General features: G+C 69.4%; 16 protein-coding genes. 7 read left to right on the top strand and 9 right to left on the bottom strand.

What is annotated here, in order from left to right; translation table 11 throughout:
- Positions 1 to 12 precede the first annotated feature (12 nt).
- From HWV07_RS10035 to HWV07_RS10050, 4 genes are all read left to right on the top strand, one after another.
- Positions 13 to 426, top strand: a complete 414-nt coding sequence (locus HWV07_RS10035; RefSeq protein WP_178334167.1) for a DUF5809 family protein — start codon at positions 13 to 15, stop codon at positions 424 to 426.
- 4 nt (positions 427 to 430) lie between these two features.
- Positions 431 to 856: a hypothetical protein gene (locus HWV07_RS10040; protein ID WP_178334168.1), complete on the top strand. Its 426-nt coding sequence runs from the start codon at positions 431 to 433 to the stop codon at positions 854 to 856.
- A 2-nt stretch (positions 857 to 858) separates the two neighbouring features.
- On the top strand, positions 859 to 1,440 hold the full coding sequence (locus tag HWV07_RS10045; RefSeq protein ID WP_178334169.1) for an NUDIX hydrolase: 582 nt from the start codon (positions 859 to 861) through the stop codon (positions 1,438 to 1,440).
- 77 nt (positions 1,441 to 1,517) lie between these two features.
- Positions 1,518 to 1,883: a rhodanese-like domain-containing protein gene (locus HWV07_RS10050; RefSeq protein ID WP_178334170.1), complete on the top strand. Its 366-nt coding sequence runs from the start codon at positions 1,518 to 1,520 to the stop codon at positions 1,881 to 1,883.
- Between the two features lie 90 nt (positions 1,884 to 1,973).
- Here HWV07_RS10050 and yciH read toward each other — a convergent pair whose 3' ends face one another.
- The 4 genes from yciH to HWV07_RS10070 are packed head-to-tail and all read right to left on the bottom strand — an operon-like array spanning position 1,974 to position 6,502.
- On the bottom strand, positions 1,974 to 2,267 hold the full coding sequence (gene yciH, locus HWV07_RS10055; RefSeq protein WP_178334171.1) for a stress response translation initiation inhibitor YciH: 294 nt from the start codon (positions 2,265 to 2,267) through the stop codon (positions 1,974 to 1,976).
- A 35-nt stretch (positions 2,268 to 2,302) separates the two neighbouring features.
- Positions 2,303 to 4,528, bottom strand: coding sequence for a transglutaminase TgpA family protein (locus HWV07_RS10060; RefSeq protein WP_178334172.1), 2,226 nt, complete (start codon positions 4,526 to 4,528; stop codon positions 2,303 to 2,305).
- Positions 4,525 to 5,532, bottom strand: a complete 1,008-nt coding sequence (locus tag HWV07_RS10065) for a DUF58 domain-containing protein (protein ID WP_178334173.1) — start codon at positions 5,530 to 5,532, stop codon at positions 4,525 to 4,527. The genes HWV07_RS10060 and HWV07_RS10065 overlap by 4 nt, the downstream gene beginning before the upstream one ends.
- A 4-nt stretch (positions 5,533 to 5,536) precedes the next feature.
- On the bottom strand, positions 5,537 to 6,502 hold the full coding sequence (locus HWV07_RS10070; protein ID WP_178334174.1) for an AAA family ATPase: 966 nt from the start codon (positions 6,500 to 6,502) through the stop codon (positions 5,537 to 5,539).
- Positions 6,503 to 6,954: 452 nt separating this feature from the next.
- Between HWV07_RS10070 and HWV07_RS10075 the strand changes: the two genes are divergently transcribed.
- Together HWV07_RS10075 and HWV07_RS10080 are read left to right on the top strand one after the other, a co-directional pair.
- Entirely contained in the window at positions 6,955 to 8,511 is a 1,557-nt protein-coding gene (locus HWV07_RS10075; RefSeq protein WP_178334175.1) for an AAA family ATPase, read from the top strand.
- Complete coding sequence (locus HWV07_RS10080; protein WP_178334176.1) at positions 8,504 to 9,850, top strand: hypothetical protein; 1,347 nt, start codon at positions 8,504 to 8,506, stop codon at positions 9,848 to 9,850. The genes HWV07_RS10075 and HWV07_RS10080 overlap by 8 nt, the downstream gene beginning before the upstream one ends.
- Before the next feature lie 158 nt (positions 9,851 to 10,008).
- Here HWV07_RS10080 and HWV07_RS10085 read toward each other — a convergent pair whose 3' ends face one another.
- Entirely contained in the window at positions 10,009 to 10,203 is a 195-nt protein-coding gene (locus tag HWV07_RS10085; protein ID WP_178334177.1) for a cold-shock protein, read from the bottom strand.
- 112 nt (positions 10,204 to 10,315) lie between these two features.
- Positions 10,316 to 10,726 (bottom strand): DUF7573 domain-containing protein, encoded by a 411-nt coding sequence (locus HWV07_RS10090; protein ID WP_178334178.1) that lies wholly within the window; start codon positions 10,724 to 10,726, stop codon positions 10,316 to 10,318.
- A gap of 89 nt (positions 10,727 to 10,815) precedes the next feature.
- Here HWV07_RS10090 and HWV07_RS10095 point away from each other — a divergent pair, with 89 nt between their 5' ends.
- Positions 10,816 to 11,046, top strand: coding sequence for a DUF8024 family protein (locus tag HWV07_RS10095; RefSeq protein WP_178334179.1), 231 nt, complete (start codon positions 10,816 to 10,818; stop codon positions 11,044 to 11,046).
- Here HWV07_RS10095 and HWV07_RS10100 read toward each other — a convergent pair.
- The 3 genes from HWV07_RS10100 to HWV07_RS10110 all read right to left on the bottom strand — a co-directional run bounded on the left by HWV07_RS10100 (position 10,997) and on the right by HWV07_RS10110 (position 13,476).
- Positions 10,997 to 11,986 carry a 5,10-methylenetetrahydromethanopterin reductase gene (locus HWV07_RS10100; protein WP_178334180.1) on the bottom strand — a complete coding sequence of 330 codons (990 nt, stop codon included), beginning with the start codon at positions 11,984 to 11,986 and terminating at the stop codon, positions 10,997 to 10,999. The two genes, HWV07_RS10095 and HWV07_RS10100, sit on opposite strands and share 50 nt — an antisense overlap.
- Positions 11,987 to 12,142: 156 nt before the next feature.
- Positions 12,143 to 12,895: a coenzyme F420-0:L-glutamate ligase gene (locus HWV07_RS10105; protein WP_178334181.1), complete on the bottom strand. Its 753-nt coding sequence runs from the start codon at positions 12,893 to 12,895 to the stop codon at positions 12,143 to 12,145.
- 86 nt (positions 12,896 to 12,981) lie between these two features.
- Complete coding sequence (locus tag HWV07_RS10110; protein ID WP_178334182.1) at positions 12,982 to 13,476, bottom strand: metallophosphoesterase family protein; 495 nt, start codon at positions 13,474 to 13,476, stop codon at positions 12,982 to 12,984.
- Positions 13,477 to 13,488: the final 12 nt, after the last annotated feature.

Below are 13,488 nucleotides of genomic sequence, written 5' to 3' on the forward strand. Positions count from 1 at the left end.
GAGTAGTCGTCTATGCGCACCGAGGGGACCTTCGCGCCGGAGACCTGGGACGAGGCGCGGTCGCGGTACGAGTCGGTCGGCTCGACGGCCCAGACGGTCGTCCGCGAGGTCGCGAAGTCGATGGACTTCGACCGCGAGGAGTACGACGAGCGGGTGACGGGCGACGTCGTCGAGACGGCGCGGCAGGCCATCTTCGCCGAGCAGCTGGCCGTCCACGTCGACGACGCCGAGGGGTTCGAGGCGTGGCGCGACGACTACCCCCACGAGGTCCGCGTCGCGGGCAGCGACAACGTCGACCGGGTCGCCTGGCACCCCGCGCCGTTCGCGGGGACGGCCGTCGCGGCGACGTTCCAGAACGAGCCCGAGGCGGCGGTGGCGACGACCCGCCGGATGGCGTTCAACCGGATCTACCGCGAGGAGCTGTAGGGCGATGCGGACGGTCACGCGGAACCTGGTCGTCGCCGTCCTGGCGGTCGTCGCCGTCCTGCTGGCGCTCGGCGCGCTGCCGGGCTACCTCGGGAGCGGCGACCCCTACTACGTCGAGGCGACCACGGCCGAGGGCGACGGGGCGGCGGTCGTCGCCGACAACCTCTCGGAGCGGCGGTTCCCGTACGCCTTCGAGGCGCTGGGAAGCCTCGAGGCCGGCGAGGAGCCGGCGCGCTCGGAGGCCTACTACGAGGGTCCCGTCGGGTTCAAGGAGTCGTTCACCCACACGCCGTTCGACGAGTTCGGGGAGTTCGAGAGCCGGAACCGCGACGCCGTCGAGCGGGACGCCGACTCGCCGGTCGGCGACGTCGCCTACCTCGAGTACGACGGCCAGCGGTACCGCCTCGAGATCGTCAGGGGGACGGAGTAACCATGTCAGACCACAGTCCAGCCGACCACGAGTGGCGCGTCGTCGAATCGGTCGCCGAGTACGAGACCGGGTGGTACACCGGCGGCTACGACCTCGTCGAGCTACCGGACGGGACGGAGAAGAAGTACTACTGGGCCGAGTTACCCGCGGCCGTCGTGATCGTCGCCGTCGTCGACGATCCGGGGGAGCTGGGACTGCCTGGCCAAGACCGCTCGGTCGCGATGGTCGAGCAGTTCCGCCCGACCATCCGCGAGCTCTGCCACGAGCTCCCGGCGGGCATCGTCGAGGACGGCGAGACGTTCGCCGAGGCCGGCGCCCGGGAACTCGAGGAGGAGGTCGGCATCGTCCCCGAGTCGGTCGAACTGCTGGAGGACTTCTGGTGTGCCACCGGCGTGCTGCGGCACCGCCGCGGCATCGTCTGGGCCGAGGAGTTCTCGCCGGGCGAGCGCGAACTCGACGGCAGCGAGTTCCTGGACGTGAAGACGGTTCCCGTCGACGAGGCGATGGGCGTCGCGCGGTCCGAGTCGGCCAACGACGCCACCATCGAGGGGCTGCTGCTCGCCCAGGACGAGGGGCTGCTGTAGGGCGGGGACCCGTCGCCGCCCTCGGCCCCCGCTGCCGCGGGCACGGGGCTTAAGCCGCTCGTCGCCTACCCACGGGTATGGACGGCGAGATCTCCGCCGAGGAACTGCGCGACCTCCTCGAGGACGGCGCGGACGTCCGCGTCGTCGACATCCGGTCGCAGAACGCGTTCCGCCGGGGCCGGATCCCCGGCAGCGAGAACGTCCCGTTCGGGGAACTGACGAACCGCATCGACGAGTTCGCCGACGCCGACCGGGTGGTCACGGTCTGCCCGCACGGCCAGGCGAGCCAGCAGGCGGCGCGGCTCATCGGCTCCTTCGAGGGCTTCTCCGGCCGCGTCGACTCGCTGGCGCCCGGCATCGAGGGCTGGGGGTACGACCTCGAGACCGACGCGGACGACGACGAGCGTGCGGCCGCGGACGAGGGGCCGGACGCGCCGTTCTGAGGGGCGTCCCGGCCGAGGATCGGCGGCGCGGTCGCTGGTCGAACGGGTTCGAGAAGAATCGTGGTGCTCGACGCGCGGGTCAGAGAGCGGTCATGCGACGTTGAACCCCTTCTCGCGAAGGAAGTCCTCGACTCGCCCGAGGTGGTTGCCCTGCAGTTCGATGGCGTCGTCCTCGACGGTGCCCCCGCAGGCGAACTTCGACTTGAGGTCCGACGACAGCGAGTCCATGTCCACGTCTCGCGGGTCGAACCCTTCGATGACCGTTACCTCCTTACCGTATCGGCGCTCGTCGATGCGGATGTTGATCTCCTGAGACTCCTTGGCCACGTCCTCGCAGACGCAGAGTTCCTCAGGGAGCCCGCACGTCGAGCAGACTTCCGACATTACAGGACGGGTGTAACGTCCGGCCGTATTAAACACTATCGGGAGCCTGCGCCGCCTCTCCCGACGAGATGGGGAATTCGCGAGCGCTCCTCCAGCAGTTCCGCCAGGAGCTCGGCGGCCTCCGCGGCGTCGGCGTCGTCGACCCCGTGGCCGTACTCGGCCCGCTCGTAGAGGGCGCCGATCCGGCGGGCGCGGTCGTCGGCGCCGGCGAGGAACTGCCGCGGCGTCTCGCCGGGGGCCTTCCGGCGGCCCGCTCGCTCCTCGAGGTGGACGAGGCGGTGGTAGGCGCCGGCGACGACCGACCCGGGGTCGCCGTCGGGGAGCCGCCGGAGCCACACCTCCCGGTAGAGACGGCTCCCCGCGCCGGTGCGCCGGGCGCCCACGGCGGCCCCCGCGAGGACGAGCAGGCCGAAGCCGACCTGCTCGGGCGTCGGGACCGGGACCGAGGGCAGCGTCCCGTCGTCGCCGCCGTCGTCGCCGCTGGGACCGCCGGGCGGCGAGAGGTTCCCGCCGGGGGTGGCGTTGCCCGGCGTGTCGGTGGGGTCGGGGCGGTTGGGGTCGTCGGTGGGCGTCGGGTCGGGGGTCCCGGGGTCGTCGGGCGTCGACCGGGACTCGTTCGTGTCGACGTCGCTGTTCTGGTCGTCCCGGGCGTCGCTGAGGCGCTGCTGTTCGGCCGCCTCGCGGGGCTCCGGCGGCGTCGGGTCGAACTGCACCCAGCCGTGCTCCGGGAAGTACACCTCGACCCAGGCGTGGGAGTTGTAGCCGCGGACGACCCACTCGCCGTCGCCGACCTGCTGGCCGGTGGTGTAGCCGGTGACGAATCGGGCCGGGACGTCCTGGGTCCGCAGCATCGTCACCATCGTCGTCGCGAAGTAGGTGCAGTAGCCCTGGTCCATCTCGAAGAGGAACGTGTCGGCGACGTTCCCGCGCGGGCGCTGGACGTCCAGCGAGTAGCCGTAGTCCTCCCGGAACCACCGCTCGAGGACCCGCGCGGTGTCGTAGTCGTTCTCCGCGTTGGCGGTGAGCCGCGAGGTGCGCTCCTCGACGCGGTCGGGGACGCTGCTCGGCAGCTGGGTGTACCGCTCGCGGATCTCCGGGGGCGCGTCGGAGCCGGCGGCCCGCAGCTCCGAGGCCGAGGCCGTCGGCTCCTGGCTTTCGACCGCGTAGGACTCGCCCGGGTGGAGGGGGCTTGCGGGCTGGAACGACCCGGCCTCGGTCACCTGCACCGGCACCGGCGCGTCGCGGATCTGGGTGGGCTTGTTCGCCGCGGGCAGCGTCGCGATGTCGGTCTCGGCCGTGAAGCGCTGCTGGAGCTCCGCGGACTCGCCGGGCGGCCCGGCCAGCGGCCCCTGGTAGTTCTGGAGGCTGCCAGTCCGGACCCAGCCGCCGCCGGTGTAGCGGTCGTAGGTGCCGACCCGCCAGTAGGCCGCGCGGTCGGCCTCGACGGTGTAGCGCACCTCCGGGGAGAGCTCGACGGGGCCGGTGACGGCGACGTTCTCGCCGGCGTACACGAGGCTCGACTCCATCGTCTCCGACTCCGAGCCGAGGCCGATCCCCTCGGTGGAGAACAGCGCGCCGGCGCCGGGGACGGCGCCGATGACGAGCGTCAGGACGACCATCGCCGCCAGCACGACCACGACGCCCTCGGCGTCCCGGAGCGCCTCGCCGCGGCGGTCGCAGTCGCCGAGCGCGGCGGCGAGCGTGACGCCGAGGACGCCGGCCAGCGTCGTCTCCACGGTCGCGTCGCCGGTCAGTACCACGACGCCGAGGGCGCCCGCGCCGACCGCGCCGGCGGCGACGTAGTGGCGCCGGAGCCCCAGGTACCACGCCAGGAACACCGGCCCGGGGGCGGCCGCGATCGCCCACACGTCGGCGTTGACGATGCGGAGGACGGACAGCCCCGACAGCAGCGCGAAGACGTCGTCGAGCATCGGCGACAGCAGCGCGAGGAACTCGGTGCCGCCGGGCAGCGACGCGACGTAGAGGTACGTCCCGGCGACGACCGCGGCCGCGCCCAGCAGCCCCGCCGTCCGGGGGCGGATGAGCCCCGCGAGGACGGTCCCGGCCAGCGCGGCGCCGCCGACGACGTAGTAGAGCCGCGTCGGGTCGCCGGTGACGACGACGATCTCGTGGAGCACCGACAGGAACGCCCCGAGGACGAGCGCGACGCCGCAGAGCGCGCCGACCCGGGCCGGCGAGACCCGCGCGGCGACCGCGTCGAAGGCGTCGCCGCCGGTCTCGCGGGCGGTCGCGACGCTCACGCGATCACCTCCCGACCGCGGTCGTCGCCGACCAAGCTGTCGAAGTCGACCTCGCGGTCGGCGACCGAGACCGTCGCCGTCTCGCCCTCGCCGGAGACCGCGACGTCGGCGTCGGCCCGGACCTCGGGGTCGACGTGTCCGTCGCCGGTGAACGCGAGCAGCCGGAGCAACGGGACCGCATCGCCCGGCTGTGCGACGACCCGGCCCTCCGGGACGGTCACCGCGACCGCGACGCCGGCGTCGTGGAGGTGTGCGACCACGCTGGCGACCGTCGAGGCCATCGCGTCGGCGCCGCCGGGCCCGGCCTCGCCGACGACCTCCACGCGGGAGACCTCCGAGCGGCTGGCGTACTCGGCGACGACGAACTCGTCGGCCGCGCGCCTGGCGCTGGCCCGCCAGTGGATGTCGCGCATCGAGTCGCCGGGCGAGAACTCCCGGAGGCGGTCGAAGGACGCCCGGTCGTCGCCGAGGCGCCGCCGGACGACGTCGGCGAGCACCTCGCCGTCGACGGCGTAGACCTCGGGGTAGACGAGCGCCGTGGCGGTTCCCTCTGCGTCGGCCCGGCGGGCGAACAGCCCCAGCGAGTCGGTCAGCCGGCAGGTCGCCGGTCCCAGCTCGTGGGCGCCGCGGCGCTGGAGTTCGATCTCGTAGGCGAAGCTGCCGCCGTGGCCGACCGCCGCCGAGGGGGCGCCGCCGTCGGTGGAGACGCCGTCCGGGAGGCGCTCGGTGATCCGGCAGGGAACGCTCGTGTCGACGTCGACGGTGACCCGGCGGGTCGCTCCGGCGAAGCCGGGGTCCGGGGTCGAGCGCTCGACCGTCGGGGCGTCGGCGCGGGCGAGCTGGACGGCGCCCGCGGCGAGCCCGACGAGCGCCGGGACGACGACGGCGTTCAGCGAGCGGGCGCCAGCGGTCGCGCCGAGGGCGAACGCGAGGACGGCGACGGTCGCCACGACCAGCCCCCGGCGGGTCGGCCGCAGCGACAGGACGGACGCGAGCGTCGACATCGGCTCACTCCTCGACGGGGACGGTCTCCAGGGCCTCGCTGACGATCGCGTCGGCGTCGTCGGCCCCGGGGTCCGTCTGCATCCGGTGGGGGAGGACCACCGACGCCGCCGCCTGCACGTCGTCGGGGACGACGTACGACCGCGAGTCGAGGACGGCCCGGCCCTGCGCGGCGCGGACGAGCGCGATGGAGCCGCGCGGGCTCGCGCCCAGCCGGGCGTGCTCGCGGGTGTAGGTCGCCAGCCGCGTGACGTACGCCCGGACCGGCTCGCTGACGGCCACGTCGGCGGTCGTCGCCCGCGCGTCCAGGAGGTCGGCGGCGGTGGCGACCGGCTCGACGTCGTCGATGGCGTGGCCGCCGACCGCTCGGTCGATCACCGTCGCCTCGTCGGCCTCGTCGGGGTAGCCGAGGTGGAGCTTCAGCATGAAGCGGTCCAGCTCCGCCGCCGGCAGCTCGTAGGTGCGTTCCCGCTCGATGGAGTTCTGCGTCGCGATGACGATGAACGGGTCCGGCACCGAGTGGGTCGTCCCGTCGACGGTGACCTGCTCTTCCTCCATCGCCTCGAGCAGCGCGGCCTGGGTCTTCGGCGGCGCCCGGTTGATCTCGTCGCCGAGGACGACGTTGCCGAACACCGGGCCGGGCCGGAACTCGAACTCGCCGCTCTGCTGGTTGTAGACGTTCGCGCCCGTGATGTCGGCCGGCAGGAGGTCCGGCGTGAACTGCACGCGTTTGAACGAGCAGTCGAAGGACTCCGCGACCGCCCGGGCGAGCATCGTCTTCCCGACGCCGGGGACGTCCTCCAGGAGGACGTGGCCGCCGCCGAGCAGCGCGGTGACGAGGTGCTCGATGGCCTCGTCGTTGCCGACGATCACCCGCTGGACGTTGTCGATGACGTCGCGGGCCGTCTCCCCCGCCGCGTCGACGGCGTCCTCGACCGCCGGGGCCGCCGCCTGGTTCGTCGTGTCTGTCATGGAGGGCTTACCGCATCCCCGTAGATATGCAACATACGCTTTGTGGTAACTGCACGGTAAGGCCTGTCATTGGTCGTCGAAAGGGTCGGAGCGACGTAAGCACTGCGGGGGGTGTGACGAGTGAGTGCACGAGCGGTGTCCTCAGTAGAGCCTCGATCCGATACGTTCTGCACACTCGTATGCCTCGTCTTCAGTTCCAGCGTCTCCTTTCGAGATACGTCCGGGAGTGAATTCACGGCCACACCCCTCCGGCTGGAGACAGCTGTAGCGAATCTTCCATCCCGTCGGTTCCTCCTTGAGATCGTACCACAGCCTCGTCGTGCAGAAGGGACACCGGGCGTCGGGGTGGTGTCGAGCCAAAGTCACACACGCGCTTGCCCGCGTTATCTTTCATAATCGCTCGTGGCGATTGGCTGCATAGTTTTATTTCGGCGAGGGGACACTGACGGACGATGGGATACGACGGACCGAAGGTCTTTCTCGCTCCGTACGGCAACGACGCCGCACAGGAGAATTTCGAGCGAACTGTCGCCGAGGGGGTTCCGGAAAACGAGGTCGCGGCCCACTCCGACGCCTACCCGACGGACGATCCGGTGCGTATGTGGGGAACGAAGGAAAGCGTCGCTGGAAGCTGGAAAAACGTCGATAGTGGGGATTACCTTCTATTCTATCGTGATGGGACCTACGAGTACGCCGCCAGGGTGATCGACACCGAGCGGAACGAATCGCTCGGCCGGACCGTGTGGCCGAACCACGAGGACGGCAAACCGTGGTCCTGCATCATCTATCTCGAACGTCCGATCGAGACGGATATCGATTCCGCCGAAGTCCACGACCTGGCCGGGTACGATATCACGTACCCCATGGGGTTCAGTCCCCTGAACGAGATGGGGCTCGGCGGAATACGGGGTCGGTACGGTTCAGTCGAGAGCTTCGTCTCCGGTGGCGATCCGGTCGACACTGAGGGACATCCGGCTGACGTAGACGAACCCGACGTAACCCGTGAACCCGCTGTTCGGATTCCGGAGGAGACGCTCGACGACCTCCACTTCCCGAACGGACAGGTAGCAGAAATCATCGAACAGGTCAACTCGGCGCTGAACGCGGGCAAACACATCATCTTCACCGGTCCGCCCGGAACCGGGAAGACCGAGATCGCACGCTTGCTCTGCGGACACCTCGTAGGGGAGCACCCCGAGGTATACACCGGCCATCAGATCACCACGGCGACCGCAGACTGGTCGACGTTCGAGACGGTCGGCGGATACATGCCCGAAGAAGCAGACGGAGACGATCTTACGTTCGAACCTGGACAGGTCCTCCGTCGGTTCAAGCGGGACGGCATCCAGCGGAACGAACTGCTGGTGATAGACGAGATCAATCGCGCGGACATCGACAAGGCATTCGGCCAGCTCTTCACCCTCCTGTCCGGCCAGGCAGTCCAGTTACCGTACAAACTCGACGGCGAAGAGATCGAGATCATACCGGCAGCGGAGTTCGATGGCGGTCTCGCTCCGAATCAGTACGTGGTCCCGTCGTCCTGGCGCATCCTCGCCACGATGAACACGTACGACAAGACCTCGCTGTACGAACTCTCCTACGCGTTCATGCGCCGATTCGCCTTCGTTCACGTGGCGGCTCCCAACGTGCCGGAAGAGCCCTCGGGACAGATCGAACTGCTCCGCGCGTACGCGAACGTCTGGGATATCGACGCCGACGACGAAGAACTACGTGACGTCGGCGAACTCTGGTGGGCGATCAACGCACTCGAGGACGGCCGAAAGATCGGTCCGGCGATCATCCAGGACATCCTCACCCACGTCGTCGCCTTCGACAACGACAGAGGGGTCGCACTGACGCAAGCCGTTTCGAACTACGTGTTCCCCCAACTGGAGGGTGTCCCGAACCGGGGTCGCATCGTGTCACGAATCGCCGCCACGAACGCCGTCGACCGGGATCATCTCGACCGGTTGGCTTCAGACGTCCTCGGTGTGAGGGTCGATGGATAGATCCGAACTCGTCGCAGGACTCTCCCAGGACATCCTGACGTACGTGATGCACGGTTCGTTCCCCGAGCAACACGTCGCCCAGGAGATCAAACCGGCCGGGCTTGACGAGCGATTCGACGACTACGAATCGCTCGTCGGACTCCACTTCGTACTGAAACCCGAGGTCGTCGAGTTCGTCGAGCAACTCCCGCAACGTCTCAGGAACGTCAAGACCCAGACCGAGCGGGTTACGACCGTCTCTCGTGGCCACGTCAACGGTCGAATCAACTGGTCGGCGACAATGAAGAAGCGCTATTCGACGAATCCCCGCGACAGTTCCCTGTTCGTCTGCGACGACCGGACCGAGAGCTACGATATCGCCGAGAACGTAGTCCTGAAGCAGCTACTCTCGGTTATCTACCGAACGCTCGAGGACTGTCAAGAGTACCTCAGGGCCGACTACCAATGGGTGACGGACCGCTGGCACGAAAACCTAGAGCTGATCGAGGAGATGCAGCGCATCTTCGAACGGAACGTCCACGTCAAACGGATTCGAGAGCCGGAGGAGTACGAACCGACCGAACGGATGCTGCAGCGAGCCGAAGAGGCTCGAACCGACGTCTACACCGAGGCTGCGAGGTTGCTCCGTTCGTACCGGAAGACCCTGGCGGGCGACGCTGACGCTATCACCGAACTCCTCGACGAGACCACGATAACTCCGGACGACGAGGAGACGCTGCTCGAACTGTACGTTCTCTTCAGGTTCGTCTCCACGATCGAATCGCTGCAGGGCGACACGTTCTCTCTGTCGACGATAGCCTCCGATTCGCAGGAAGTCGCCAGGATGGCGGACGGGGACACGGAAATCGCGCTCTATCACGATAACTCGGCCAAAGATCGAGGCCTGTCGTTCGTCTCGGAGGACTACGGAAAGGAGCGTGACGAACTTACACGGACCGAGATGGTCCAGCGAGAGACCCGGGAGGTGGTCTCGTCTTACTTCAAGGACGAAGAGTTCCGCCAAACGACGGGCCGTCCGGACGTGATCGTCCTCGAAATCGACGCGGCCGACCGACAGGAGTACCTCATCACTGAAGTGAAGAACTCCACGCAACCTCAAACCATCCGGAGCGGAGTCAAAGAGACCCTCGAGTACCTCGCGTTCCTTCGAAGTGACGAGGAGTTCGTCTTCGACCAAGAAACCGAGTACACCGGGTCCGGCTGGAACGGGCTGCTAGTCATCCAAGATGTGGAAGACTCCGAGACAGCGTCACTGGAAGAACAGCGCTCAATTCGAATCCTTCAGGCTTCCGAGGTGGAGAATCGGCTCCGAGAGGTTCTGGAGAGCGTAATCCGATAATCATCGGGACGATGCGCCACTAATCAAGAGTCACGAGGCATCGTCACTACTCGAATTCTATCTGGTCTCTGGACCGGCAGACGTACCCATCGCTCACCGTCGTAATAAACCGCGAAAGTTAGTAGGTCGCCAGAAGGCGACGTGTTCTTCGGAAGGACTTACGAGCGGACGAGGTTCGTCGCGCGCGGGCCCTTGTCTGCCTCTTCGATCTCGAACTCGACTTCGGTCCCCTCTTCGAGGTCCGGGCCGCCGACGTCCTCCATGTGGAAGAACACGTCTTCGTCCGCGTCGTCAGTCTCGATGAATCCGTAACCGCCTGTGTCGTTGAAGAAATCAACCTTTCCGCTTGCCATTGCGAGTAGACGGAGGCCGGTTCGACGTATAAGGGTTGCGAATGTCTCGACGTCGTAACAAATCAGTGACGTGAGAATTCCGTGTCCTGTCGGGGAACGCGGCCGTCCGGGGTCACCAGGCCTTGCAGTCGGCGCAGACCAGCCGGCCGTCGTCGCGCCAGCGCTTCTCGACGGCGGCGCCGCAGGCCTCGCAGTCGGCGCCCGTCGGCGTCCAGTCGTACGTCGAGACCGCCGGCTCGACGGGGTCTGGGTCGGAATCGGTGGCAGACTCGGAGTCGGGCCCGGACTCGGACTCCGCCTCGTCCGCCTCGGATTCCGCCGGGTCGCCCCCATCCGACTCGTCGCGGGTCGACTCCTCGGCCGTCTGGTCGTCGGGCTCCGCCTCCTCGACGTCGACCTCGTCAGGAACTTCCAGCTCGTCGCCCTCGACCTCGTCGTTCTGGTCCTCATCGGGCACATCCGGCTCGCCCGCCTCGTCCTCGTCGGCCCCGCCGATGAAGTCGTCGAGCGAGGTCTCGCGCATGGGGGGACTCGGGCGGCCGGACGCTAAAGCGTTCGCCCCCGGCGACGGGAGACGGACACACACAAGTAGGAGGCGCCGAACCTACCGGTATGGCAGAAGTCGAGATCCAGACGGGAATCCAGGAGAACACCGTTGGCATGGTCGACCGGTTCGCCGAGGTCGCGGCCACCGACCCCCTGTCGGCGGTCCTCGTCCTCGTCGGCGCGCTGCTCGTCGCGTTCTCGGCGGGCTTCTTCGGCGTCCTGACCTTCGGCGCCGGTCTCGCGTCGATCAAGCGCCTGCTTCCGACCGCCGGAGGACCGCCCCGGCAAGCTCGATAGCCGTCTCCAGATCGGGCCCCAGCGGCGCGCTCGCGACGAAGCTGTCCGCGTACTCCAGTACGCCCGCGACCTTCTCCTCGACAGTCTCCGGCGTCCCGGCGATGCAGAACGCCTCGAGCATCTGCTCCGAGACGGCTCCGAAGGCCTCGTCGAACTCGCCAGCCGAGATGTGCTCGCCGATGGCCGCCGCGCGCTCGCGGTCGAGACCGTGGCGCTCGAGCACCGGCGGCGCCGCCCCCGCGGCGATGAACGCCACCGGCGGCCGGGCGGCGGCACGGGCCTCCTCTTCGTCCTCGGCGACCGACACCGAGGCGTACGCCGCGAAGTCGAAGTCGCCCCGCGAGTCGGGGCGGTCGGCGAGCCCCTTCTCGACCTGCTCGGCGGCCCACTCGAAGTCCGCCGGGTGCGCGCCGTTCAGCAGGACGCCGTCGGCGTGCTTGGCGGCCATCCGGATCATGTGCGGCCCCTGCGCGCCGACGTAGACCGGGACCGCCCCGACCTCGGCGTCGTAATTGAGTCCCGCGTCCTTCGCGAGGAAGGTCCCGTCGTGGTCGACGCGGTCACCGGCGAAGAGGTCCTGGGCGACCTTGAACGTCTCCAGGACCCGCCGCAGCGGGCGGTCGCGCTCGTAGCCGAGGTTCGTCAGCGTCGAGCGGTCGCCGGCCCCGATGCCGAACAGCGCGCGGCCGCCGGAGGCCTCCTCCAGCGTGGCGACGCGGGAGGCCAGAGTCACCGGGTGCGTCTCGTAGGGGTTGGCGACACCGGGGCCGAGCCGGACCGAGTCCGTCCGCCGGGCGACGCGGTCCAGCGCGACGAACGGGTCGCGGTTGTTGTAGTGACAGGAGGCGAAGACGGCGTCGAAGCCCTCCGCTTCGGCCTTCGCTCCGAGGTCGGCGATCCTGCTGACTGGGTGCTCCGGGGTGAGTTCGATTCCGATCATGCGTTCGTGGCGGGGTCGTCGGTCTGCGAGCTATCGACGGTTCGGCGGCGCGGTCCTGTCGGTCGAGCGGGGCGACGAATCGTTCGCGAGTGGCCCGGGGAGTCCCCGGGCGTTGGTTTCAGGGACAACGGGTGGGACGAGAGCACCAGCATGGCGTCAGCCCTCGAACTCCCACTCGCGGAGCGCCTGCCGGACGAGGTCGTCCGCCTCGGTCCGGAAGAGGTTGTCGCTGCCCTCGTGGTCGCCGAACGTCCAGTCGCGGATCACGACCGCGGGCGTCCCGCCGTCGCCCTCGCCGGCGACCAGGTTGGCGGCGGCGGCGAGTTCGTCGACGACGGACTGGACGGTCGCCTCCATCTCCCGGCCCTCGCGGTCGGTCTCGCCGCGCCAGTCTCTCGACGCCGGCAGCCCGTGCCAGCCGACGACGACGCCGCGCTGGCCGTATCGGAACGGGCGACCGGAGGTGTCGGTGACGACGACGGGAACGCCGAGGGCCTCCGAGAGCCGGCGGGCGGAGGCGGTCGGGTCCTCGGGGAGCAGCAACAGGTCGGCGCCGGGGACGTTCGAGCGGTCGATGCCGGCGTTGACGGTGACGTGGCCGAAGCGGGTGACGACCAGCAGGAACGGCGCCTCGGTCAGCAGTTCCTCGCTCTCCTCGAGGACCGCCTGCGCGAACCGCGGGTCCTTCTCGTCGCCGGTGACGGACTCGAGGCGCTCGGCGATCGAGCGGGCGCGGTCGCCCGCCGGGAAGTCGGCGAGGTCGGCCTTCCGGCCCTCGACCTTCGAGACGACCGTGCTGGCGACGCAGAGAACGTCGCTCTCGCGGAGGTCGACGCGCTCCTCGACGAGGGCGGCGAGGTCGTCGCCCTCGCCGATCTCCGGCAGGTCCTCGACTGCGAACGCCTCCATACCCCGCGGTGGGTGTGGCCGACCAAAAAAGGCCGCGTTACCGGAGAGGCCCGCCGTCCGCGGTGACGACCGGCGACGCCGACGGCCTACCCGCGCCGGACCTCGACGTCGAGGTCGCCGCCGTCGACCTCGGCGACCATCAGGCTCGCCTCCTGGGCCGGCCAGGCGCCGGTCGCGCTGCCCGGGTTCAGGAGGTGGTAGCCGTCGACGCGGACGTCCAGCACCTGGTGGGTGTGACCCGAGACGCCGACCGTCGGCCGGTCCGCCGCGGCGCGGTCGGCGACGGTCTCGGCGACCCGCTGCCGGTAGCCCTCGTCGGGGCCGGTGCCGTGGGTGACGACGAACCGGACGCCGCCGAGGTCGGCGGTCGCCACCGCGGGGAGGTCGAGCGCGCGGTCCATGTTCCCGCCGACGGCGGTGAGGTCGGCGGCCAGCTCGCGGATCTCCTCGTAGGCCGGCCGGGAGTCGAAGTCGCCGGCGTGGACGACGTGGTCGGCCGCCCGCAGCGCCTCGCGGACCCACGCCGGGAGCTCCGGCGCGCGGGACTTGACGTGCGTGTCGCTCGCCAGGACGACCTGCATGGGCGGTTCTAC

The organism is Natronomonas salina (assembly GCF_013391105.1).
In the GTDB taxonomy this organism is placed as follows: Archaea; Halobacteriota; Halobacteria; order Halobacteriales; family Haloarculaceae; genus Natronomonas; species Natronomonas salina.